Genomic DNA, 23,511 nt, shown 5'->3' on the forward strand with positions numbered 1-23,511 from the left:
CCGCCCGCCGGCCGGCCGAGCCGGTCCCGGCGCGCACCCTGCCCGAGGCGCTGGCGGCTTTCGCCGCGCTGGACGGCCCGGCGGCGGCCGAACTGCGCGAGCGGCTGGGCGCGTTGCGGCCGGAGGCGGGCCGGGTGGACGAGGAGCTGGACGGGGCCGTCCCGACGGAGGGCGAGTGGTGGCTGTGCGACGCCACCGACGGCGCGGTGCAGTTCCTGCTCGGGCTGCCGCAGTGGGCGGTGACGGCGACCCTGGTCCGGGACGGCGCGGCGGTGCTGGCCGTGGTGCACGCGCCCGAGCTGGGCGGCCGCACCTACCGGGCGGTGCGTGGCGGCGGGGCGGAGCTGGACGGCCGGCCGATCGCGGTGGTGGAGCGGGAGCTGGCCGCGACGGTGGCCGGGACCAGCCAGCCGCCGCTGGTGGCGCGGGACCCGGTGGCGCTGCGCCGGGCCGGGGCCTCGCTGTCGGCGCTGGCGGGCGCGGCGGTGGCCGTCCGCAACCTGGGGCCGACCGCGCTCCAGGTGGCCCAGGTCGGCTCCGGACACCTGGGCCTGTTCTGGGAGTTCGGGCCGGACGCGGGCAATCTGCTGCCCGGTGCGCTGATCGCCGCGGAGGCGGGCGCCCGGGTGACGGACGCCGCCGGGGCCGCCTGGACGGCCGCCGCCGACGGCTTCCTCGCCGCCGCCCCCGGGACGCACGCGGAGGCACTCCCGCTGCTCCGCGCCATCGACTGACCAGCCGTCAGATGCCGAACAGCGCCGCCGCGTTGTCGTGGCAGACCGCGCGCAGCCAGTCCTCCCCCAGTCCGAGCCGGTCCAGCGCGTCCAGCTGGTGCCGGTACCGGTAGGGGATGTTGGGGAAGTCGCTGCCGAGCAGCACCCGTTCGCGCAGGGCGCGCAGCCGGGGCAGCTCGCCGCGCGGGAACGGCGTCTCCTGCTCGGTGAAGTCGGTGAAGGCCATCGTGGTGTCCAGCCGGACCCCGGGGTACCGCTCGGCGAGGTCGAGGAAGTCGCCGTACTCGGGCAGGCCGAGGTGGGCGACGACCAGGACCAGCCGGGGGTGGCGGGCCAGCACCTCGCCGATCGGGCCGGGGCCGGTGTGCTTGCCGGGGACGGGGCCGGAGCCGCAGTGGGTGACCACCGGCGTCCCGGTCTCGGCGAGCAGGCCCCAGACCTCGTCGAGCAGGTCGTCCGCCGGGTCGTAGCCGCCGACCTGGAGGTGCGCCTTGAACACCCGGGCGCCGTCGGCCAGCGCGCGGGCCACGTAGCCGGGCGCGCCGGGCTCGGGGAAGAAGGTGGCGGTGTGCAGGCAGTCGGGGGTGCGGGCGGCGAAGCCGGCGGCCCAGGCGTTGAGCCACGCGGCCATCCCGGGCTTGTGCGGGTAGAGCATCGCGGTGAACGCCCGGACGCCGAACTCCCGTAGCCGCTCGACCCGTTGCTCCTCGGCCTCGCGGTAGGCGATCGGCCAGGGGCGGCCCACCAGCGGGCCGGCCGCGTCGAAGTAGGCCCACACCTTGTCGAGCACGTTCTGCGGCATGAAGTGGGTGTGGACGTCGATCAGGCCGGGCAGGCCGAGGCGCTGCCAGTAGGCGCGCACCTCGGCCGTCTCGGCCGCCCGGTCGGAGAGGGTCATGCGGCCGGGACCGGCTTCGCCCGCTCGATGACCGCCTCGACGTCCAGCCCGGCCGGCAGGGTGCCGAAGGCGGCGCCGTGGTCGCCGCCGAGCCGGGAGGCGCAGAACGCGTCGGCGACCGCCGGGTGCCCGTACCGGACGAGCAGCGAGCCCTGGAAGGCGAGCGCCATCGACTCCACCAGGCGGCGGGTGCGGTACTCCAGCTGGTCGAGGTCGGTGAGCCCCTTGCGCAGGCCGGCGACGGCCGCATCGAGCCGGCGGTCGGCGCCGGCCGCCGCGTCGAGCTCGCCGAGGAAGGCGTCGACGGTCTCCGGGCTCCTGGTCATGGCGCGCAGCGCGTCCAGCGCGGCGACGTTGCCGGAGCCCTCCCAGATCGAGACCAGCGGCGCCTCGCGGTAGAGCCGGGGCATGCCGGACTCCTCGACGTAGCCGTTGCCGCCCAGGCACTCCAGCGCCTCGGCGGCGTGCGCCGGGCCGCGCTTGCAGACCCAGTACTTGGCGACGGCCAGGCCGAGCCGGCGGACCAGCGCCTCGTCCCGGTCCCCGGCGAGCGCGGCGTCGGTGGCCTGGGCGAGCCGCATCGCCACGGTGGTGGCCGCCTCGGACTCGACGACCAGGTCGGCGAGCACGTTGCGCATCAGCGGCTGGTCCACCAGGGCCTTGCCGAACGCCCGCCGGTGCAGGGTGTGCTGGACGGCCCGGGTGGCGCCGAGCCGCATCCCGGAGGCGGCGCCGATGGTGCAGTCGAGGCGGGTCATGTTGACCATCTCGATGATGGTCCGCACCCCCCGGCCCTCCGCGCCGACCAGCAGGCCGTACGCCTCGTCGTACTCGATCTCGGCGGAGGCGTTGGACTTGTTGCCGAGCTTGTCCTTGAGCCGCTGGAGGTGGAGCCGGTTGCGGGTGCCGTCCGGCAGGACGCGCGGCAGCAGGAAGCAGCTGAGGCCGCCGGGTGCCTGGGCGAGGGTGAGGAAGAGGTCGGACATCGGCGCCGAGGTGAACCACTTGTGCCCGGTGAGCCGGTAGCCGCCGTCCGGCTGCGGGACGGCGGTGGTGGTGTTGGTGCGGACGTCCGAGCCGCCCTGCTTCTCGGTCATCGACATGCCGGCGATCAGGCCGCGCTTGCCGTGCGGTTCGCGCAGCCCGAAGTCGTAGGCGGTGGCGGCCAGCAGCGGCTCGTACTCGGCGGCCAGGGCGGGGGTGGCGCGCAGGGCGGGGACGGCGGCGTAGGTCATCGAGACCGGGCAGGTGTGGCCGGCCTCGACCTGGCCCCAGACGTGGAACTTCGCGGCGCGGGCGGTGTGCGCGCCGGGCCGGTCGTCCCGCCAGGGCGCGGCGTGCAGGCCGTGGCCGACGGCGGTGCGCATCAGCTCGTGCCAGGCCGGGTGGAACTCGACCTCGTCGATCCGGTGGCCGTAGCGGTCGTGGGTGCGCAGCACCGGCGGGTGCTCGTTGGCCAGCCGGCCCCATTCGGCGGCCTGTTCGGAGCCGGCCAGCCGGCCGAGTTCGCGCAGTTCGGGTTCGGCCCAGCCGGCGCCGGCCCGGTGCAGGGCGGCGAGCAGGGCGGGGTCGGCGGCGGTGTCGTGTCCGTACGGCGGGGGCACCTGGTTGGTGACCTCGTGCGTGGCTGTCATCGCGTCTCTCCGATCTCTCCGAGCGCGCGGAGGGTGAAGGTGACCAGGGCGGGGACCACGGTGTCGGGGGTGCTCCGGGTGTCCGGCGGGGGCGCGGCGGCGAGCGGGCCGGTGAGCGCCTCGGCGACCGCGCCGACGATGGCGGCGGCGGTCAGCTGCGGGTCCTGGGGCGGCAGTCGGCCGTCGGCGAGGGCGGCGGCGATCTCGACGGCGATGACGTCGCGGAAGGTGCGGCGGAAGACCAGGCGTTCGGCGTCCACGACGGTGTCGGCCGGTTCGACCAGCAGCGCGTGGGCGAGCCGGGGGGCGCGCAGGGCGCGGGCGGCGAAGGTCTCGACGACGGCGGCGATCCGCGGGAGCGGGGTGTCGTGCCGGGCGACCGCCTCGTGCACGGCGGCGACCTCGCGGGTGACCACCCGGCGGAAGAGTTCGACGGACAGTTCGGCCTTGCCCGCGAAGTGCCGGTACATCGAGCCGGTGGCGATCCCGGCGCGTTCGGCGACGGCCGCCATGCTGCAGCCGCCGTAGCCGCGTTCGGCGAGCAGCCCGACCGCCGCCTGGAGGACCGCTTCGCGCTGGGCGTCGAGGCGGGCTTGGACGGCGGGGGTGCGTCGGTAGGCCATGCAAGCATTGAAGCACTGATTCACTGCTTCGGGGAGAGGGGCGGCAGGCAGCTCCCGGAAACGCCGGAGGGCCACCCGGCGGTCGGGTGGCCCTCGGCGTCAAACGGATCCGGGCTACAGGCGCACGCGGTCCTGCTTCAGCCCCTCCTCGTCCAGCGGGCCGATCGGCGGCACCTGGTACCCGCCGGTCAGCGAGCGGGCCGCGGCGTCGCCGCCGAGCCCGGCCCACTCCAGCACCTTGGCGGTGGCCGCCGCCGACTCGGCGGCCGGCAGCTTGGAGATGTTGGAGCCGTGGTTGCCGCCGGGCACGGTGTAGACGTAGCTGTCCTCACTGCCCCAGCCCAGCCGGAACGGCTCGGCACCCCACGGGTCGTTCTGGCCGTAGACGTAGATGATCCGCTCGGCCGAGTTCTTCACCCAGCGGTCGATGTCGCGCATCGCGTTCGGGTCGAACTTCATCGGGATGTTCTTGGGCACGTAGGAGCGCGGCGTGTACAGCTCCTTGTAGTCGTAGTGCAGCAGGCCCTTGAGGCTCGACACGTCGAAGCTGGGCGAGCCGAGCTCGGTGCCCGCCTGGTAGAAGTACGCGGTGTAGCCCGCGAGCGACTGGTCGCTGTTGCCGGTCACGCCGGACTGGGCGTCGAACCAGGCGTACAGCGCGTCGTCGGTGGCGTTGGCGCCGGGGACCTTGGCGCAGTCCTCCAGCAGGCTGTACTGCCAGAACGTCCAGACCGAGTCGAGCACGGCCAGCTCGTACGCCCGGTCGGCGCTGCCCACGGTGGTGAAGGTGGAGCCGGCGGCGGCGTTGTCGGCCTCGTAGCGGGCCTCCAGCCGGTCGCGGCGGATCAGCAGCTCGCGCTGGGTCGCGGTGAGCGCGGCCCGGCACTCGGGGGTGCCGACGTTCTCGAAGAACCGGGAGTACGCGGAGTCCTCGCGGTCGTTGACGTCGTTCGGCGCGACGTAGGCGATGGTGCCGGCCACGTCGTCCGGGAAGAAGCGGCGGTGGTAGGTGGAGGACATGCCGCCCTTGGAGGCGCCGGTGGACAGCCACTCCTGCTGGTAGATCCGCTTCAGCGCGGTGATCAGCCGGTGCGCGTCGGTGGCCGCCTGGCGGATGCCGGCCTTGGTCCAGTCGGCGGGCTCGGGGCGGGACGGCGTGAAGTAGCGGTACTCGATGGAGACCTGGTTGCCGTCGACCAGCCGGGCCGGCTCGGTGCGCGAGGGCGTGGTGCGCAGCGTGTAGCCGTTGGTGTAGAAGACGGTCGGCCGGTCGTAGCCGCGGTGCAGCACGCTGAGCCGCTGCTGGAAGGTGCCCAGCCAGGGGCGGGCGTGGTCGATCGGCTGGGTGTAGGTGAGCAGGAAGTAGCGGTGGCCGGTGGTGGTCGGCTTCTCCTCGGTCACGGTCAGACCGGGGATCGCCGCCAGGCGGTCCTTGATGTCGGCCGACGGGTCGTCGGCGGCGGAGGACGCCCCGGCCGCCGCCGTGGCGGTGCCCTCGGCGAGCGCCGGCGAGGCCAGGCCGAGGCCGAACAGCGGTATCAGCAGGACGGCGGCCAGCAGTCTTCTCAAGGTGACGGTCATCAACTCTCCATCGGGTCAACGGAACTGTTCGGTGCGCTGGTCCGTACTCTCCGGCAGCCGGCGGGCGGCTGCCGGACGGACCGGCCGTCCGGTAGACGGCCGAATGGGCCACCCGCCGGTAGCGGATGGCCCATCGGGGGAAAAGTCGCTGGTCAGGGGCGGGGCAGGACGCAGCCGGGCAGGGTGAGGTCGAGCCGGTTCCCGGCGGCGAAGCAGGCCGGGATGATGTACGTCTCCTGGGCGTAGCCGATGCCCGGGCGGACGGTCACCGCGCCGTTCTGGTCCACCTCGCAGGGGTTGTTGAGCGTGCAGCGCTGGCCGCTCTCGTTGATGGTGTTGTTCACCGCGACGACCTGCCCGCTGTTGGCGTCGACGACCGGCGAGCCGGAGGTGCCGCCGATGACGTTGCAGGTGGACGTGTAGCGGAGGGAGTCCTTGAAGGTCCAGTCGGCTTCCTTGAGCCGGTACGCGAAGCCGTCCGCCGAGCAGGAGTAGATCTTCTTCCAGTACCCGGAGACGACCTTGATCGCGGTGCCCTGGACGGGGTGCGTCGCGGCGACGGTCAGCGGGGCGATGCCGTACTTCGACTGGATCGAGGCATAGGTGGTGTTCAACTGGTAGATCGACACGTCGGTGTCGGTCATGGTGCCGTAGAGCATCTTGCTGGCCCGCAGCGTGGCGACCTTGGTGCCGGCCGAGTTGAGCAGCGAGAAGGTGCGGCTGGAGGCCTGGTTGACGACCACCTGACCGGGACCGGGCATCCCGCCGTCCAGGCAGTGGCCGTTGGACAGGATCAGCGCCGGGTCGTTGGCCGTGGAGTTGGGGAGCCGGACCAGCGAGCCGGAACAGTTGCTGAGGGCCACCGTGCCCGCGAAGGAGACCGCGGCGACGGCCTGTTCGGCCTTCGGCGGTGCGGGCGCCGTGGAGGCGGCGGTGGCGGTGGGTGCTCCGGCCAGGGCGGTCGCCCCGGCGAGCAGGAGCGCGACGAGCGTGCCTATGAGCGGCTTCTTCATGAGAGACCTCTCGGTGTGGGGGTGCGTCAAAGCTGGCGCGGACATGACGCCCTGTCAAGGGTCAGGTCAGGACCGGGAGGCCCGAGCGCCCGGTTCCGGCCGCCCGGCCCCGGTACTGTGGCCCGGACGGCCTGACGACCTGGGGGATGACATGACCGGTGGCACGCACGGGAACGGCGGACGGGAGCGGACCGGGGGCCGGCTGCTCGCGGTGAGCGATCTGCACGTCTCCTACCAGCAGAACCGCGACCTGGTCGAACAGTTGCGGCCCGACTCACCCGACGACTGGCTGATCGTGGCCGGTGACGTGGCCGAGTCCACCACCACCATCCGCTGGGCGCTGGGGGTGCTCGCCCAGCGCTTCGCCAAGGTGATCTGGGCGCCCGGCAACCACGAGCTGTGGACCCACCCCAACGACCCGGTCCAGCTGCGCGGCGTCGAGCGCTACGAGTACCTGCTCAAGCTCTGCCGCGAACTCGGCGTGGTCACCCCCGAGGACCCGTACCCGGTGTGGACCGGCCCGGGCGGGCCGGTCGCGGTGGCACCGCTGTTCCTGCTGTACGACTACTCGTTCCGGGCGCCCGGCACCACCACCAAGGAGGAGTCGCTGGCCGCCGCCTACGAGAGCGGCGTGGTCTGCGCGGACGAACGCTTCCTCCACCCGGACCCGTACCCGGACCGCGACTCCTGGTGCCGCGAGCGCGTCCGGCTGACCGCGAAGCGGCTCGCCGAGCACGACCCGGAGCTGCCGCTGGTGCTGGTCAACCACTACCCGCTGGTCCGGCAGCCCACCGACGTGCTCTGGTACCCCGAGTTCGCCCAGTGGTGCGGCACCGAGCTGACCGCCGACTGGCACCGCCGGTTCAACACCGCGACCATGATCTACGGTCATCTGCACATCCCCCGGCGGACCAGCTACGACGGGGTGCCGTTCGAGGAGGTGTCGCTCGGCTACCCGCGCGAGTGGGGCAAGCGCGGCCTGCCCGACCCGCTGCTGCGCGAGGTGTTCCCGGGGGCGTGAGCCGCTAGGACGCGTCCCCGGCGGCCGCCTCCGCGGCGGCCGCCGAGGGCTCGGGCCGGGCCAGCGCCACCACCAGCTCGCCGTCGGACACCTCGGCGAGCAGCGTGTCGCCCTCCCGCACGGTGCCGTCCAGCAGCAGGTTGGAGATCCGGTTGTCCAGCTCCTGCTGGATCGTCCGGCGCAGCGGCCGGGCGCCGAACTCCGGCTGGTAGCCGCGGTTCACCAGCCACTCCTTGGCGCCGTCGGTCACCTCCAGCCGGACGTCCTGGGCCTTCAGCCGGCGCCGGGTGCGGTCCAGCAGCAGGTCGACCACCCGGAGCAGGTCCTCGCGGGCGAGCGCGTGGAAGACGATCACCTCGTCGATCCGGTTGAGGAACTCCGGGCGGAACTGGGTCCGCAGGTCCCGCATCAGGTCGTCGCGGATCCGGTCGACGTCGCCGTGGTGGTCCAGGATCCGCTGCGAGCCGATGTTGCTGGTCATGATCACCACGGTGTTGCGGAAGTCCACCGTGCGGCCCTGCGAGTCGGTCAGCCGGCCGTCGTCCAGCACCTGGAGCAGCAGGTTGAAGACGTCCGGGTGGGCCTTCTCCACCTCGTCGAAGAGCAGCACGCTGTACGGCTTGCGGCGCACCGCCTCGGTCAGCTGGCCCGCCTCGTCGTAGCCGACGTACCCGGGCGGGGAGCCGACCAGCCGGGAGACGGTGTGCTTCTCCTGGAACTCGCTCATGTCGAAGCGGATCATCCGGTCCGGGTCGCCGAACAGCAGCGCCGCCAGCGCCTTGGCCAGCTCGGTCTTGCCGACCCCGGTCGGGCCGAGGAAGAGGAACGAGCCGGTCGGCCGGTCCGGGTCGCCCATCCCGGCGCGGCCCCGGCGGACCGCCTGGGCGACCGCGGTGACCGCCCGGTCCTGGCCGATCACCCGCTCGTGCAGGTGGTCCTCCAGCTGGAGCAGCCGCTCGCGCTCGGTGGCGTTCAGCTCGGCGACCGGGATGCCGGTCCGGCTGGACAGCACCTGCGCGATGTCGTCCGCGGTCACCTCGACGACGCCCTCCCGGGCCTCGGCCACCGCGGCCAGCTCGTCCTCGGTCTGCCGCAGCTCGGTCTTCAGGTTCGCGGCGCGGACGAACTCCTCGTCCGCCACCGCCTCCTCCAGCTCGCGGCGCAGCTTGGTGATCCGGTCCCGCACCGGCATCGCCACCGTCGAGCCGCTCAGGCTGCGCAGCCGGACCCGGGCGCCCGCCTGGTCCAGCAGGTCGATCGCCTTGTCCGGCAGGAAGCGGTCGCTGACGTAGCGGTCGGAGAGGGTGGCGGCGGCGTCCAGCGCCTCGTCGGTGAACCGCACCTGGTGGTGGGCCTCGTAGGCGTCCCGCAGGCCGCGGAGGATCTCGACGGTCTCCTCGACGCTCGGCTCCGGCACCAGCACCGGCTGGAAGCGGCGCTCCAGCGCGGCGTCCTTCTCCACGTGCCGGCGGTACTCGTCCAGCGTGGTCGCGCCGACCACACTCAACTCGCCGCGGGCCAGGGCCGGTTTGAGGATGTTGCCGGCGTCCATCGAGCCCTCGCCGCCACCGCCCGCGCCGACCACCGTGTGCAGCTCGTCGAGGAACAGGATCACGCTCTGCTCGGCCGCGGTGACCTCGTCGATCACGCTCTTCAGCCGCTCCTCGAACTCGCCCCGGTACTTGGAGCCGGCCACCAGGGCGGTGAGGTCCAGGGTGACCACCCGCTTCTCCTTGAGGCTCTGCGGGACGTCGCCGGAGACGATCCGCTGCGCCAGCCCCTCGACGATCGCGGTCTTGCCGACACCCGGCTCGCCGATCAGCACCGGGTTGTTCTTGGTCCGGCGGGACAGGATCTCGACGGTCTGCTCGATCTCCTCGGCGCGGCCGACCACCGGGTCCAGCCGGCCCGCCTTCGCCTCCTCGGTGAGGTCCCGGCCGTACTCGTCCAGGGTCGGGGTCGGACTCGGGTGCGCGCCGGTGCCGCTGCGCTCGCCGCCGACGCCCCGGCCGTCCAGCACCGTGCGCAGCGCCTCCTGGGAGGGCGCGACGTTGCGCAGCGCCGCGCCGGCCCCCGAGCGGTCCTCCGCCAGCAGCGCGCCGAGGATGTGCTCGGGCCCGATGTACGAGGCGCCCGCCGCCTGCGAGCGGGCGTGCGCGGCCAGCAGCGCCCGTTTCGCGGCCGGGGTGAGGGCCGGCCGGCCGTCGGGGGTCGGGGTGTCCGCGCCGGCGGGCAGCGCCTTGGCCAGGTCGCCGGCCAGCCGGTCCGGGTCGACGCCGGCGCGCTCCAGCATCCGCCGCGACGGGTCGACCCGGGTGGCCGCCCAGGCCAGGTGGGCGGTGTCGAGGTCGCTGCCGCCGTCCTCGGCGGCCCGCCGGGCGGCGGCCGCCAGCAGTTCCTGGGCCGACTCGCTGAGCAGCCGTCCGATCGGGACCCGCTGCACGGCGGGCGGGGAGGCCGTCGGACTCATCCCGAAGAACCGGCTGAGCAGATCGGAGAACGGATCGTTCGATCCGAACGGCGGCATGGTCACGGAGGATCACCTCTCCCGAGCGGTTTGCGCCCATCCGAACACGGCCCGCCGCGCCCCGCCCGCCGGGCGGTCCGAACGCGCGCCGGCCCCCGGTCCGCCCACCCGGTCGGGTGGGGGGCCGGGGGCCGGTGCCGGGGCCGGACGTCAGTCGCGCAGCTCCAGGGTGCAGCACTTGACGCTGCCGCCCGCCTTGAGCAGCTCGGTGAGGTCCACGCCGATCGGCTCGAAGCCGCGCTCGCGCAGCCGGTCCTTCAGGCCGACCGCGGCGTCCGGCAGCAGGACGTGCCGGCCGTCGGAGAGCGCGTTGAGCCCGAAGACCGCGGCGTCGGCGGCGGTCGCCCGGATCGCGTCCGGGAACAGTTCCTTCAGCACGGCCCGGCTGCCCGGGGTGAAGGCCTCCGGGTAGTACATGACCTCGTCGTCGGAGAGCACCGAGAGCGCGGTGTCCAGGTGGTAGAACTCCGGGTTCACCAGCGTCAGACCGGTGACCGGCAGGCCGAAGAACTCCTGCGCCTCGGCGTGCGACTGCTGGTCGGTCCGGAAGCCGGTGCCGGCCAGGATCCGCCGGCCGACCACCAGGTAGTCGCCCTCGCCCTCGTTGATGTACGTGGGCCAGTGCAGCTCGCGGTAGCCGTGCTCGGCGAACCAGGACAGGTAGGCCGGGCCCTCGGCGGTCCGCTCGACGTGCCGGAACCGGGCGCCGAGGACGCGCCCGTCGACCACGGTCGCGCCGTTGGCCGCGAACACCATGTCGGGCAGTCCGGGCAGCGGCTCGATGATCTCCACGGTGTGGCCGAGATCGAGGTAGAGGTCGCGCAGACCCTCCCACTGGCTGAACGCCAGGGCGGCGTCCACCGGTTTCTCCGGACGCATCCACGGATTGATGGAGTAGGTGACGTCGAAATGCCGCGGCGGGCACATCAGGAATCGCTTCCGGACGGCCTTCCGGGATTCAGTGGCCGACATGCTTTCGGCTCCTCTCAGCGGGCCGGGGCGACCGGCCACTCGATGTCGGCCGCGTGCGCACCGGTCGCGCTCGACGGGATTTCGGTGGCAATTCCGGCGCAGGTCACGAAGGCGAGGGTGGCGAGGGTGGCGACACCGAGCATCCGCAGCACCAGGGAAATCTTCATGTGGGGGTTCGAGCCTTTCATCACGGCCTGCCCCGGGGCAGGCCGAAACCGCACAGCAGAAATGAGGGATTGAACCGCGGACCGAGCGATCGGTCGGGGAATTGCGGCGCGAAATGACCAGCGACCTTGATCGTACCAGCTCAAATTCAGCAGACAAGGTTACTTTGGGTGAGCGGTCCGCCGGACAATTCCTTTATTTACCGCGACCGGAGTTTTTCGGTCTTTTGGGGGCAGTTCAGCCGAACCGGTGCATCGCGGCAGCAAGTTCCCGGTGCCGCCCGTGCCCGCTCGCCTCGAAGGAGTCGGCGACCAGCTTGCGGACCTCGGGGGTCTTCTCCTGACTGAGCTTGAACATGCCCTCGGCGGCCGTCACGGTGAAGCGGAAGGCGCCGACCGCGGGGGCGATCTCCTCGAAGTAGGACAGCGACTCGGTCATGTCCCAGCCGGTGCCGAGGTCCCGCTCGAAGGTCCGCACGGTCTCCCGGACCACCGCGAGGGTCTCCGCGCCGGCCGCCAGCGGCTCCACCCGCCCGTGGACGTGCACCGTGACGAAGTTCCAGGTCGGCGCGGCCGGCGTGGTCCGGTAGACGGTGGGCGAGACGTAGCCGTGCGGGCCCTGGAAGACCAGCACCGCGTCGGTCCCCTCGGCCAGCGCGGCCCAGTGCGGGTTGCTCCGGTTCAGGTGGCCGAGCAGGGTGGCGCCGACCAGGCCGGACTCGCCCCCGCCGAGCGCGAGGGTCTCCTCGGCGGGGATCACCGGCAGGTGCGTGGCGAACGGCTCCTCGGGGCCGTTGACCAGCATGGTCGCCAGCGGGTGGGCCCGGATGACCTCCAGGACCCAGGCCGGGTCCTGCGGACGGTACAGCTCAGGAACGAACATACGCGGAGCTCCGTATCGACTCGTCGGGGGCGGCCTCGCCGGCCGGCCGCGGCGCGGCGGCGATCGACTCGACGATCTCCCAGGCCCGGATCGCGAGGTTGGACAGCAGGGACGAGGAGATGCCGTGGGTGTGCTCGGTGCCGCCCTGCAGGTAGAGCCCCGCCCGGGTGTCCGGGCCGGTGTCCACCCGGTAGTCGCGGCCCACCCGCAGCAGGCCGGCGGCGTCCCGCTCGCAGAGCGCGGCGACCGGGCCCAGCAGCGGCACCGGGTCCATCTGCCGGTAACCGGTGGCGAAGACCGCCACGTCGACGTCCAGCCGGGTGCGGCGCCCGTCCGGCAGGTACTCGACCTCCAGCCGCGGCCGGCCGTCCGGCCCCTGGCCGGTGGCGGTCACCCGGGACATGTTGAGGACGTTCAGCCGCCGCTCGCCGCGGACCGACTCCTGGTAGGCCCGGCGGTAGAGGTCGTTGATGACGTCCAGGTCCACCACCGAGTAGTTGGTGTTGGCGTGGTACTCGAAGAACTTCTCCTTCACCGCCGGGGCGGCGCCGAAGTACGCGTCCACCGCGTCCGGGTCGAAGATCCGGTTGGCGAACGGCGAGTCGTCCGCCGGGCTGTACCCGTAGCGCGGCACCACCGCGTGGACCTCCGCCCGCGGGAACCGCCCGTGCAGGTGCGCGGCCACCTCGGCGGCGCTCTGCCCGGCGCCGATGACGGCGAAGGAGCGCGGGCCGGTGCCCTCGACCTCGGGCAGCCGCTCCAGCAGTTCGGCGCTGTGCCAGACCCGCTCGGACCGCTCGACCCCGGCCGGCAGCAGCGGCACCAGGCCGCTGGCCACCACCAGGTTGCGGGTCCGGCGGACCCGCTCGCCCTCCGGGCCGCGGCTGACCACGTCGAAGGCGAGGACCTCGCCGTCCCGGGTCACCGGCCGGACGGCGAGCGCCTCGGTCCGGTACTCGACCAGGTCCGTGAACTGCGCCGCGGCCCATTCGAGGTAGTCGTGGAACTCCACCCGGGACGGGAAGAACTCCTTGTGGTTGATGAAGTCGACCAGTCGGCCCCGTTCGTGCAGGTACGTCAGGAAGCCGTACCGGCTGACCGGATTGCGCATCGTGGCCAGGTCCTTGAGGAAGCTCACCTGCATGGTGGCGTCCTCGATGAGCATGCCCGGGTGCCAGCCGAAGGACGGCCGCCGCTCCAGGAAGAGCGCGTTGAGCGGACCGCCGCCGAGGGGCCCGCCGTGCTCGGCCAGCGCCACCGCCAGGGCCAGGTTCGACGGACCGAACCCGACGCCGATCACGTCGTACGGGGCAGGATTCGGGTCGGCGCCAGCCGATGCCTCGTCCACGTTGTCCTTGTCTCCGTTCCGAAGTTCGTTGTTCCGACGTTCGTTGTCCCGAGGGCTGTCGGGGGTCAGGCGCGGCCGGCCAGGGCCTGGCGCACGCTGAGGGGGGTGATGTCGGTCCAGACCTCGTTGATGTGGTCGAGGCACTCCTGCTTGCTGCCCGACACGCCGACCTCGGTCCAGCCGTTCGGCGGCTCCTTGTCGGAGTGCCAGATCGAGTACTGCTCCTCGTGGTTGACGACGACCTTGTAGACCGGTTCGGTGACGGCCATCACTGACTCCTTTCGGAAGGGGTGGGTTCGGTGGTGCCGGGCTCCGGCTCCGCGCCCGCCGAGCGCACCTCGGCGCGGCTGAGCAGGAAGCCGCAGACCGCCGCGACGCAGACGCTGGTGACCGCGAACAGCCCCCGGTAGCCCAGGACTTCGCCCAGGCCCGCGCCGACCAGGACGGACACCGCCTGCGGCACGAAGATGATCAGGTTGATCGAGCCGGCCGCCTGGCCCATCAGCTCGACCGGCGTGCGCCGCTGCATCAGGGTGTAGGCGCCGATCACCGCCCAGGGCAGGCCGATCCCGCGCAGCGCCATGCCGGGCAGGACCACGGCCTCGGCCGGCACCAGCAGCAGCGCGTTGCCGGCGGCGCTCACCGCCATGCCGAGCGCGACGAACCGCCCCTCGCCGATCCGGGCCATCAGCCGGGGCGCGAACAGCCCCCCGGCGACCGAGCCGACGCCCTGGACGCACATCAGCAGGCCGAGGAAGACGGGCGCGCGGTGCAGCCCGTCGTCCACCAGCCCGAACAGCGCGGTGTTGGTGAAGCCCATGACGCCCATCACGGCGGCGCAGCCGAACACCACCAGCCGCAGCCCCGGCGTCCGGGACACGTGCCGGACGCCGGTGAGCAGTTCGGCCCGCAGGGCCTTGCTCCCCGGCCGCGGCGCGGGCTCGGGGACCCGCAGCAGGGCCAGCGCCCCGGCGGCCAGCAGGAAGGTCGCGACGTCGAGCAGGGCCAGCGCGTGGCCGCCGAACGCGGCGAACAGCGCCGCGCCGACCGCCGGGGCGACCACCTTCATGCTCTCCTGCAGCGACATGACCATGGTGTTGGCCGCGCCCAGCAGGCGTTCGGGCAGCATGCTGACGAACAGCCCGCTCTCCGCGGCCCCGATGATCACCAGGGCGGTGCCGTAGGCGGTCATCACGGTGTAGACCAGCCAGGCGTCGCCGGCGGTGTCGACCGTCAGGAGGGCCAGCGTCGCCGCCGCCATCACCAGGTTGACCGTGATCATCAGGGCCCGCTTGCGGACCCGGTCGGCCAGCAGGCCGAAGAGCGCGGAGAGCAGGGCCGGTGCGGAGACGAAGAACATGATCACGCCGGCCGCGCCGTCGCTGCCGGTCAGGCTCTTCACCCAGATCCCGGCGGCGAGCAGCAGGACGTTGTCGCCGAACTGGGAGAGTGCCAGCCCGCCGAAGTACAGCCGGGCGTCGCGGACCCGCAGCAGCGCGGCCAGACCGGTGCCGGCCGCGGGTCCGTCGGGGTGGGTCATGCGGACTTGCCCTCCAGCAGCACCGGGAGGCGCAGCAGGGCGCGGCCGACGCCGGAGCCCGGGTTCATCCACTCCTGCCCGTCCGCCGGCCCGACGAGCGCCAGGTCGGGGAAGCGGGTGAACAGCTTGCGCAGGGCGACCCCGGCCACCAGCCTGGCGAGCGCCGAGCCGAGGCAGTAGTGGACGCCCTGGCCGAGCGCGAGGTTGGCCCGGTCGGTGCGGGTCAGGTCGAGCCGGTCCGGGTCGGGGAACCGCTCCGGGTCCCGGTTGGCGGCGCCGAGCACCACGCCCACCAGGCTGCCCTGGGGGACCACGGCGGAGCCGAGGTCGACGTCCTCGGCGGCGATCCGGATGGTGGCCCGGAACACCGAGGTGTCGTAGCGCATCAGCTCGTCCACCGCGGCGTCGGTCAGCTCCGGGCTGCTCTTGAACAGCTCCAGCTGCTCCGGGTGGGCCAGCAGGGCCACCACCGCGTTGCCGATCAGGTCGCTGGTGCTGCTGTGGCCGGTGAGCAGGACCAGCAGCACCGTGCTCAGCAGCTCCTGGTGGGACAGCGTCTCGTTCCGGATCAGCTGGCCGATCAGGTCCTCGGCGGCCTCCGGGTCCTCGGTCCCGGCGGCCAGCGCGGCCTGCCGTCCCTCGACCAGGCCGGTGACGTACTCGCCCAGCCGGGCGCCGGCCTCGGCCGGGGTGATCGGGAAGGTGCCGGGCGGCGAGAACAGCGCCTCGCTCCACTCCATCACCTGGTCGCCGTCCGCGCCGGGCACGCCCATCAGCTCGCAGATCACCGGCAGCGGCAGCGGCCGGGCGTAGGCCTCCAGCAGGTCGCACTCGGCGGTGCCGGCCGCGGCCATGGCCGCCAGCAGCTCGTCGGCGAGCCGCTCGACCCGGGGCCGGACCTTCTCCACCCGGCGCGGGGTGAACGCCCGGCTGACCGGCTGGCGCAGCCGGGTGTGCTCCGGCGGGTCGGCGTTCAGCATGTGGGCGTTGAACTTGTCGTACTCCTCGGTGAAGAACGGGGAGCCGGCCTTGCGGAGCATCTCGCGCACCGAGGCCGGGTCCTTGCTCAGCCCCGGGTGGGCGAGGGCCCGGTCCGCCTGGTCGTAACCGGTGACGAACCACGTCTCGACCCCGTCCGGCAGCTTCACCGGGCAGACCGGGGCCTGGGCGCGCAGCTCGGCGTAGGCCGGGTACGGGTCGGCGACCTGCTCCGGGCCGAACAGCTGAGGAGGTTCCGGGTGCTGATGGGTCATGTCCTCTGCACTGCTCCTGGAGTCCGCGGGTTCGCCGGCGGTGGCGAGTCGATCGCCTTGCCGGACAGGGCTGTTGGGCGATCACGCTAATGCGGCCGACGATCATTGACTAGCCGACAGATGACGGGCAGCAGCACGACGCACCGGTGAACTACTGACAGGTCGATGCCTCAATTGATCATCCGGTCCGGCCGCCCTAGCGTGAACTGGCCGTCCGATGCCCACCCGACGGCCCGCGCGCCCGGCCGGACCGCTTTCCGGCCGGGCCTACGCCTGCGCCCCACCGCTTCGCGTACCGCATGTCCGCATCTCCAACGGCCGTTCCAGGAGGAACCGTTGCTGACCGACGCCCAGATCAAGGAGTTCGACGAGCAGGGGTACCTCTACCTGCCCGATCTCTTCACGCCGGAGGAGGTGACCGAGCTCTTCGACCAGGCCACCGCGCTCAAGGACTCCGACTCCCCGCAGCGGGTGATGGAGCGGGACGGCGAGCTGGTCCGCGCCGTCTACGGCGTGCACCTGCTGCACCCCGTCTTCGAGCGGCTCACCCGGGACGCCCGCGCCCTGGAGCCGGCCCGTGAGCTGCTGCGCAGCGACGTCTACATCCACCAGACCCAGCTGAACCCGAAGGCGCCGTTCAAGGGCGACGTCTGGGAGTGGCACCAGGACTTCCTGTACTGGCACCGCGACGACGGCATGCCCGGCCCGCAGGTGCTCAGCGTGGCGGTCTTCCTGGACGACGTCACCGAGTTCAACGGGCCGATCTTCATCATCCCCGGCTCGCACACCGACCAGCTGCACAGCGAGACCAGCACCTACGCGGAGGGCTGGGAGTCCGCCGCGATGGGCTTCCGCCACCGGGTCGACAACGAGACCCTGACCTCGATCATGAACCGCAACGGCCTGGTCTCCAAGCACGGCCGCAAGGGCTCGGTGCTGATCTTCGCCGGCCAGGTGCTGCACTGCTCGCCGCCGAACCTGTCCGCGGGCGACCGGACCATCCTGTTCATCCGCTACAACGCGATCGGCAACGCGCTGGAGCCGATCGAGAACCCCCGCCCGGAGTGGGTCGCCAGCCGCGACTTCCAGGTGGTCACCGCCTCGGACCAGCCGCTGCTGTCCGAGAACGCCGGCTGACCTCCCCGTCCCCCGCTCTGTGAGAGGCGATCGCACCGCATGGAGAACCAGCAGGGCCTCACGCCGTTCCGGCAGTCCGGACGGCGCGGCGACCCCGACCCGTACCCGAACTACGCGTGGATGCGCGAGCACTGCCCGGTCAGTCTCGTCGCCGGCGGCGACGGCGAGCCGGCCACCTGGCTGGTCACCGCGTACGAGCTGAGCCGCACCGTGCTCGGTGACGCCCGGATCAGCGCGGACGTCCGCAACAGCGCGTACGGAGCGGAGGAGGAGAGCTCCGCGTTCGAACGCAATCTCCAGGGCATGGACCCGCCGGAGCACGCCCGGCTGCGCCGGCTGGTGTCGGCGGCCTTCAGTCCGCGGGCGGTGGAGCGCTACCGCCCGCGGATCGAGCGGATCTGCCGGGAGACCATCGCCGCGTTCGCCGGCCGCGGCACCGCCGACCTGGTGACCGAGTACTCGCTGATCGTGCCGGTCGCGGTGATCCACGACGTGCTCGGCGTGCCGGAGGAGCTCCAGCAGCCGCCCGAGGTCTGCATGGAGCAGTTCTGGCGGGCCTCGATCATGCAGCCCACCGACCGCGCGGCCGTCGCCTTCCTGGACGACTACCTGCGCGAGGTGGTCGCCCACAAGCGCCGCCACCCCGGTGACGACGTGGTGACCGACCTGCTGGCCAAGCTCGACGCCGGCGAGCTGGACAGCGAGGACGAGCTGCGCGGCATGCTCTACCTGATCATCGGCGCCGGGCACGCCACCTCGGTGCCGTTCCTGGGCGCCGGCATCCTGCGGCTGATGCAGCACCCGGAGCAGCTGGCGGACGTGCTCGCCGACCCGGCGCTGTGGCAGTCCTCGATCGAGGAGATCCTGCGCTACGACTCGCCCTCGCAGGCCGGCGCCAACCGCTACGCCCGCGAGGCGATGACCATCGGCGACACCGAGGTCGCCAAGGGCGACGCGGTGCTGATCTCGCTCGCCGCCGCCAACCGCGACCCGGCGCAGTTCCCCGACCCGGACCGCTTCGACGTCCGCCGGCCGGCCCGCTCGCACCTGGCCTTCGGACAGGGCACGCACTTCTGCCTGGGCGCCCACCTGGCCCGCGCCGAGGGCGAGATCGCGCTGCGGACCCTCTTCGAGACGCTGCCGGACCTGGCCCTCACCACCCCCGCCGACCAGGTGCCCTGGGCGCTGGGCCCGATGCTGCGCGGTCCCGGCGAGCTGCCCGTGACCTTCACGCCCCGACCGACCGAGATCCGCCCCGAAGGACGACGATGACCGAGGTTCTCCCCCCGCCCGCGCACGAGTCGCTGATCGTGACGGAACGGTTCGAGGAGCAGGCCGCCCGCACGCCCGACGCGATCGCGGTGGTCTTCCGCGACCGGTCGCTGACCTACGACCAGCTGAACCGGTGGGCCAACCGGCTGGCCTGGCGCCTGCGCGAGCAGGGCGTCGGCCCGGAGTCGGTGGTCGGCATCGGCGTGCGCCGCGGGCTGACCATGGCGATCGCGATGCTGGCGGTGTTCAAGGCCGGCGGTGCCTTCGTCCCGGTCGACCTGGAGAACCCGGCCGAGCGCCAGCGCTTCGTGCTGGCCGACTCCGGCGCCGTCCTCGCGATCTCCGAGCCGGGAATCCCCGCCGACCACTGGGGCGTGCCGGTGCTGCGCCCGTCCGAGGAGGAGCTGGCGGCGTACCCGGCGGACAACCCGCCGACCCTGACCAGCGGCGACAGCCTGCTGTACATCGTGCACACCTCCGGCTCCACCGGGACGCCCAAGGGCATCGCGATGCACCACGCGCCGACGGTGCGGCTGATGGACTGGTGCAAGCGCGTCTACCTGGACCGGCCGCGCGCCCTGCAGTACTTCCCGATCACCTCGGACGTCTGCACCTACGAGTTCCTGGCCGCCTGGTGGGCCGGCGGCAGCCTGGTGATCGCCTCCGAGCACGACCGCTTCGACATCCCGAGCGTCGCCCGGCTGATCGACCGGCACGAACTGACCACGATCCTGCTGCCGTTCGTGGCGCTCGACCAGCTCAGCCGCTACTCGGCCAAGTTCCCCGAGTCGCTGGGCTCGCTGCGGGAGATCGTGACCACCGGCGACCGGCTGATCGTCACGCCCGAGATCAAGGCGATGTGCGACCGGGTGGGGGCCTACCTGGACAACCAGTGGGGCTCCACCGAGATCAACGTGGTGACCGCGCTGCGGCTGGACCAGCCGGCCGCCGACTGGCCGGCCGTCCCGGTGATCGGCCGCCCGGTGGCGGGCTCGCGGGTGCACGTGCTGGACGAGCACCTGCAGCCGGTGCCGATCAACGTGCCCGGGATCGTCCACGTCGGCGGCGGGCCGCTGTCCCGCGGCTACGCCGGGCGCCCCGACCTGACGGCGCAGAGCTTCGTCCCGGACCCGTTCGCCGACGAGCCCGGCGCCCGGATGTACCGCACCGGGGACCTCGGCCGCTGGCGGCCGGACGGCACCCTGGAGTTCATCGGCCGGGACGACTTCCTGATCAAGATCCACGGCTACCGGGTCGAGCCCGGCGAGATCGAGTCCCGGCTGCGCGAGCGCTCCGACATCGGCGAGGCGGTGGTGGTCGCCACCGGGCTGGGCACCCCCGAGGCCAAGCTGATCGCCTACGCGGTGCCGATCGGGGAGCGCCGTCCGAGCTCCTTCGAGCTGCGCGAGGGGCTGCGCGACACGCTGCCGGCGCACATGATCCCGCAGGTGTTCGTCCTGCTGGACGAGATGCCGATGACGGCCACCGGGAAGGTCGACCGCAAGAGCCTGCCACCGGTCGAGGAGGCCCCCGCCGAGGACCGGGCGTTCGTCGCGCCGCGGGACGAGGTCGAGGAGCGGGTGGCCGCGATCTGGGCCGAGGTCCTGGACGTCGAGAAGGTCTCGGTGGACGACGACTTCTTCGCCCTGGGCGGGCACTCGCTGCTGATCACCCAGGTGGTCTTCCGGGTCCGCGCGGCCTTCGAGGTCGACCTTCCGATGCGCACCCTGTTCACCACCCCGACCGTGGCCGGCCTCAGCGCGGAGATCCGGCACGCCCGCACCGGCAGCGCGCTGCGCTGGGAGGGCGCGTCCTAGGGCGCGTCCAGTGGATCAGCCCGGCCCCGCCCCGACAGACCGCTGGAGGACCCACCGTGAGTTCGCACATCGCCACGCTCACGCCGCAGATGCGGCACTACACCGAGGAGCTGTACGAGGACGGCCGGCTGCGCTGGCTCCCGTACACGATGTACTTCCACCCGGCCGAGCACCGGTCGGCGATCGTCAACACCGACCGCTTCGGCTTCCGGTACTCGCACGGCCCGGACGGCGCCCGCGCCGCGCTGGGCGACGGGGAGCGCCCGGCCGGGCCGGTGAACCTGCTGGTCGGCAGCTCGATGGCGTTCGGCGTGGGCGCCACCACCGACGCCGCGACGATCGCCTCCCGGCTCTGGTCCGCGCACGCGCCCGCCCGGCCGTGGCTCAGCGTGGCCGGCCGCAGCTTCAACTCCACCCAGGAGCTGGTGCTGTTCCTGCTGCACCGGCACCTGGTCCCGGAGATCGACCGGATCGTGGTGGTCTCCGGCTTCAACAACCTGGGCCTGGCCCGCCAGCCGCAGTCCCCCAACTGGGACCACGGCGCGTACTTCCAGCACAACGAGTTCACCGAGAAGATGGCCGCGGACCGCCCGGCCCGCAAGCGCGACGGGCTGTTCGGCCGGCGGGGCGCGGGCGGCCCCGCGCTGGACACCGGGAACTCGCCCCGGCCGGACGCCGCCACCCAGGTGGCCGTCGGCGCCGAGCTGACCCTGCGTCACCTGGACTCCTGGCGGCTGCTGGCGAAGGCGACCGGGGCCGAACTCTCCTTCGCCCTCCAGCCGATGGCGACCTGGGTGCGGGAGCAGCCGGCCCCCGAGGAACAGCTGCTCTTCGACGAGCTGGACGAGATGTTCAGCTTCACCGAGGTGTTCGGCGACATCATCGCGCCGGCGACCGGCCAGGCCTACGCCGAGGCGCTGCGGGCCGGCTGCGAGCGGCTGGGCGTCCCGTTCACGGACCTCAACCCGCTGCTCGGCGCGGCCGCGTCCGCGAAGGACTGGCTGTTCACCGACCGGGCCCACCTGACCGACCTGGGTTACGACACCGTGACCGGGCTCCTGGCCGACCAGCTCGGCCTCTCCTGAGAAGAGGTTCCGCGTGTCGCTCGTTCGCAGGCTGCTGAACCGGCTCTTCCGGCGCCGTCCGGTCGAGAAGCCGGACGACTCCATCTATCCGATGTTCTGAGGCGGAGACCGTGACCGAACTGATCCTGGGCGTCTCGGCCTTCTACCACGACAGCGCCGCCGCGCTGGTCGCCGACGGCACGCCCGTCGCGGCGGCGCAGGAGGAGCGCTTCAGCCGGCGCCGCCACGACGGCTCCTTCCCCGTCCAGGCCGTCGAGTACTGCCTGCGGGAGGCCGGGGCGCGGTTGCGGGACGTCTCCGCGATCGCCTACTACGAGGACCCGGCGCTGAAGTTCCGCCGGGTGCTGGCCACCTTCGCGGGCTCCGCGCCCCGGGCGTTCCCGGCCTTCCGGGACACCGTGCCGTCCTGGCTCGCCTGGAAGCGGGACATCCCCCGGACGATCCGCGAGCGGCTCGCCGGGCTGGACGGCGGCCACGTCCCGGAGATCCGGGTCCGCCGCCACCACGAGTCGCACGCGGCCTCGGCGTTCCTGCCGAGCCCGTACGAGTCGGCGGCGGTGCTGTGCGTCGACGGCGTCGGCGAGTGGGCCACCACCACGCTCTGGCACGGCCGGGGCAGAACACTCGAGCCGCTGGCGGAACTGCGTTTCCCGCACTCGCTGGGGCTGCTCTACTCGGCGTTCACCTACTTCTGCGGGTTCAAGGTCGACTCGGGCGAGTACAAGCTGATGGGCCTGGCCCCGTACGGCGAGCCCCGGTACGAGTCGCTGATCCGGGAGAAGCTGATCGACGTCAAGGAGGACGGCTCCTTCCGGCTGGACCTGCGGTACTTCGAGTACCTGCGGGGCCGGCGGATGACCGGCCGGGCCTTCGAGCAGCTCTTCGGCGGCCCCCGGCGGCAGCCCGAAGGGCCGCTCACCGCGCGGGAGTTCGACCTGGCCGCGTCCGTCCAGAAGGTCACCGAGGACGTGGTGCTCCGGCTGGCCAGGACCGCCCGCGAGCGGACCGGCGAGGACCGGCTCTGCCTGGCCGGCGGGGTGGCGCTGAACTGCGTCGCCAACGGCCGGCTGGTCCGGGAGAAGGTGTTCGACGAGGTCTGGGTGCAGCCCGCCGCCGGTGACGCGGGCGGCGCGCTGGGGGCCGCGCTGGCCGTCGCCGCCGAGCGCGGCGCGCCCCGGGAGCACCTGGACGTCGACGGCGGGGGCGGCGGCCGGGACGCCATGTCCGGCTCGCTGCTCGGACCGGAGTTCGACGACGAGCGGATCGCCGCCCACCTGGACGGCCTGGGCGCGCCCTACCGCCGGCTCGCGCCGGAGGAGCTGGACAAGGAGGTCGCGGCGGCGCTGGCGGACGGCAAGGTGGTCGGCTGGTTCCAGGGCCGGATGGAGTTCGGCCCGCGCGCCCTGGGCGCCCGGTCGATCCTCGGCGACCCGCGCAACGCGGACATGCAGACCACCATGAACCTCAAGATCAAGTTCCGTGAGTCGTTCCGGCCGTTCGCGCCGTCGGTGCTGGCCGAGGACGCCGGTGAGTACTTCGACCTCGACCAGCCGAGCCCCTACATGCTGATCGTCGCGGACGTCGCCGAGGCCCAGCGGATCCGTCCGGACGCCGCCGAGACCGACCGGGCCGCCGGGCTCGACCTGCTGAAGGTGCGGCGCTCGACCATCCCGGCGGTCACCCACGTGGACGGCTCGGCCCGGGTGCAGACCGTCACCGCCGGGAACAACCCGCGCTACCACCGGCTGCTCACCGCCTTCAAGGAGGCCACCGGCTGCCCGGTGGTGGTGAACACCTCGTTCAACGTGCGCGGGGAGCCGATCGTGGGCTCGCCGGAGGACGCCTACACCTGCTTCATGCGGACCGGGATCGACGTCCTCGCGCTGGGCTCCTTCCTGCTGGAGAAGCCCGGCCAGCCGCAGTGGCAGGAGGACCGGGACTGGCGGCAGGCCATCCCGATGGACTGAGCCGCTCCCCCACCTCGTCGCCCACCACCCGCTCCAGCCGCT

Annotated in this window: 20 protein-coding genes; 7 read left to right on the forward strand and 13 right to left on the reverse strand. The window is 72.9% G+C overall.

Annotated features, from left to right (window positions below; translation table 11 throughout):
• On the forward strand, positions 1–734 hold a 734-nt coding region (locus tag AB0N76_RS31145; protein ID WP_363562831.1), incomplete at its 5' end, for an inositol monophosphatase family protein.
• A 7-nt stretch (positions 735–741) separates the two neighbouring features.
• Here the strand turns inward: AB0N76_RS31145 and AB0N76_RS31150 are convergent.
• The 5 genes from AB0N76_RS31150 to AB0N76_RS31170 form a co-directional block, all read right to left on the reverse strand.
• Positions 742–1,632: an amidohydrolase family protein gene (locus AB0N76_RS31150; RefSeq protein WP_363562833.1), complete on the reverse strand. Its 891-nt coding sequence runs from the start codon at positions 1,630–1,632 to the stop codon at positions 742–744.
• Positions 1,629–3,266: an acyl-CoA dehydrogenase family protein gene (locus tag AB0N76_RS31155; protein WP_363562835.1), complete on the reverse strand. Its 1,638-nt coding sequence runs from the start codon at positions 3,264–3,266 to the stop codon at positions 1,629–1,631. The genes AB0N76_RS31150 and AB0N76_RS31155 overlap by 4 nt, the downstream gene beginning before the upstream one ends.
• Positions 3,263–3,889 carry a TetR/AcrR family transcriptional regulator gene (locus tag AB0N76_RS31160; RefSeq protein WP_363562837.1) on the reverse strand — a complete coding sequence of 209 codons (627 nt, stop codon included), beginning with the start codon at positions 3,887–3,889 and terminating at the stop codon, positions 3,263–3,265. The genes AB0N76_RS31155 and AB0N76_RS31160 overlap by 4 nt, the downstream gene beginning before the upstream one ends.
• A gap of 114 nt (positions 3,890–4,003) precedes the next feature.
• Positions 4,004–5,470 (reverse strand): S28 family serine protease, encoded by a 1,467-nt coding sequence (locus AB0N76_RS31165; protein ID WP_363562839.1) that lies wholly within the window; start codon positions 5,468–5,470, stop codon positions 4,004–4,006.
• Positions 5,471–5,622: 152 nt separating this feature from the next.
• On the reverse strand, positions 5,623–6,483 hold the full coding sequence (locus AB0N76_RS31170; protein ID WP_363562841.1) for a serine protease: 861 nt from the start codon (positions 6,481–6,483) through the stop codon (positions 5,623–5,625).
• Positions 6,484–6,634: 151 nt separating this feature from the next.
• Between AB0N76_RS31170 and AB0N76_RS31175 the strand changes: the two genes are divergently transcribed.
• Positions 6,635–7,504, forward strand: a complete 870-nt coding sequence (locus tag AB0N76_RS31175; protein WP_363562843.1) for a metallophosphoesterase — start codon at positions 6,635–6,637, stop codon at positions 7,502–7,504.
• Positions 7,505–7,508: 4 nt separating this feature from the next.
• On the opposite strand, the gene AB0N76_RS31180 is transcribed toward AB0N76_RS31175, so the two are convergent.
• The 8 genes from AB0N76_RS31180 to AB0N76_RS31215 all read right to left on the reverse strand — a co-directional run bounded on the left by AB0N76_RS31180 (position 7,509) and on the right by AB0N76_RS31215 (position 16,191).
• Complete coding sequence (locus AB0N76_RS31180) at positions 7,509–10,037, reverse strand: ATP-dependent Clp protease ATP-binding subunit (RefSeq protein WP_363562845.1); 2,529 nt, start codon at positions 10,035–10,037, stop codon at positions 7,509–7,511.
• Positions 10,038–10,181: 144 nt separating this feature from the next.
• Positions 10,182–11,003, reverse strand: a complete 822-nt coding sequence (gene ddaH / locus AB0N76_RS31185; RefSeq protein WP_363562847.1) for a dimethylargininase — start codon at positions 11,001–11,003, stop codon at positions 10,182–10,184.
• A 14-nt stretch (positions 11,004–11,017) separates the two neighbouring features.
• The gene (locus AB0N76_RS31190) at positions 11,018–11,170 is read right to left on the reverse strand and encodes a hypothetical protein (RefSeq protein ID WP_363562849.1); all 153 of its coding nucleotides are present in this window, start codon (positions 11,168–11,170) and stop codon (positions 11,018–11,020) included.
• Between the two features lie 235 nt (positions 11,171–11,405).
• Positions 11,406–12,050, reverse strand: a complete 645-nt coding sequence (locus AB0N76_RS31195; RefSeq protein ID WP_363562851.1) for an FMN-binding negative transcriptional regulator — start codon at positions 12,048–12,050, stop codon at positions 11,406–11,408.
• Positions 12,037–13,398 carry a lysine N(6)-hydroxylase/L-ornithine N(5)-oxygenase family protein gene (locus tag AB0N76_RS31200; protein WP_363562853.1) on the reverse strand — a complete coding sequence of 454 codons (1,362 nt, stop codon included), beginning with the start codon at positions 13,396–13,398 and terminating at the stop codon, positions 12,037–12,039. The genes AB0N76_RS31195 and AB0N76_RS31200 overlap by 14 nt, the downstream gene beginning before the upstream one ends.
• 65 nt (positions 13,399–13,463) lie before the next feature.
• On the reverse strand, positions 13,464–13,667 hold the full coding sequence (locus tag AB0N76_RS31205; RefSeq protein ID WP_363562855.1) for an MbtH family NRPS accessory protein: 204 nt from the start codon (positions 13,665–13,667) through the stop codon (positions 13,464–13,466).
• A complete protein-coding gene (locus AB0N76_RS31210; RefSeq protein WP_363562857.1) occupies positions 13,667–14,938 on the reverse strand; it encodes an MFS transporter in 1,272 nt (423 codons plus the stop codon). Before AB0N76_RS31210 ends, AB0N76_RS31205 begins: the two co-directional genes overlap by 1 nt.
• The gene (locus tag AB0N76_RS31215; protein ID WP_363562859.1) at positions 14,935–16,191 is read right to left on the reverse strand and encodes a cytochrome P450; all 1,257 of its coding nucleotides are present in this window, start codon (positions 16,189–16,191) and stop codon (positions 14,935–14,937) included. The genes AB0N76_RS31210 and AB0N76_RS31215 overlap by 4 nt, the downstream gene beginning before the upstream one ends.
• Before the next feature lie 336 nt (positions 16,192–16,527).
• Here AB0N76_RS31215 and AB0N76_RS31220 point away from each other — a divergent pair, with 336 nt between their 5' ends.
• The 5 genes from AB0N76_RS31220 (at position 16,528) to AB0N76_RS31240 (ending at position 23,469) form a co-directional block, all read left to right on the forward strand.
• Positions 16,528–17,328: a phytanoyl-CoA dioxygenase family protein gene (locus tag AB0N76_RS31220; RefSeq protein WP_363562861.1), complete on the forward strand. Its 801-nt coding sequence runs from the start codon at positions 16,528–16,530 to the stop codon at positions 17,326–17,328.
• A 39-nt stretch (positions 17,329–17,367) separates the two neighbouring features.
• Entirely contained in the window at positions 17,368–18,600 is a 1,233-nt protein-coding gene (locus tag AB0N76_RS31225; protein WP_363562863.1) for a cytochrome P450, read from the forward strand.
• Positions 18,597–20,417, forward strand: coding sequence for a non-ribosomal peptide synthetase (locus tag AB0N76_RS31230; protein ID WP_363562865.1), 1,821 nt, complete (start codon positions 18,597–18,599; stop codon positions 20,415–20,417). The genes AB0N76_RS31225 and AB0N76_RS31230 overlap by 4 nt, the downstream gene beginning before the upstream one ends.
• 56 nt (positions 20,418–20,473) lie before the next feature.
• On the forward strand, positions 20,474–21,502 hold the full coding sequence (locus tag AB0N76_RS31235; RefSeq protein ID WP_363562867.1) for an Inducer of phenazine A: 1,029 nt from the start codon (positions 20,474–20,476) through the stop codon (positions 21,500–21,502).
• Between the two features lie 110 nt (positions 21,503–21,612).
• Positions 21,613–23,469: a carbamoyltransferase gene (locus AB0N76_RS31240; RefSeq protein ID WP_363562869.1), complete on the forward strand. Its 1,857-nt coding sequence runs from the start codon at positions 21,613–21,615 to the stop codon at positions 23,467–23,469.
• Positions 23,470–23,511 lie beyond the last annotated feature (42 nt).

The organism is Kitasatospora sp. NPDC093806, assembly GCF_040683335.1.
In the GTDB taxonomy this organism is placed as follows: Bacteria; Actinomycetota; Actinomycetes; order Streptomycetales; family Streptomycetaceae; genus Kitasatospora.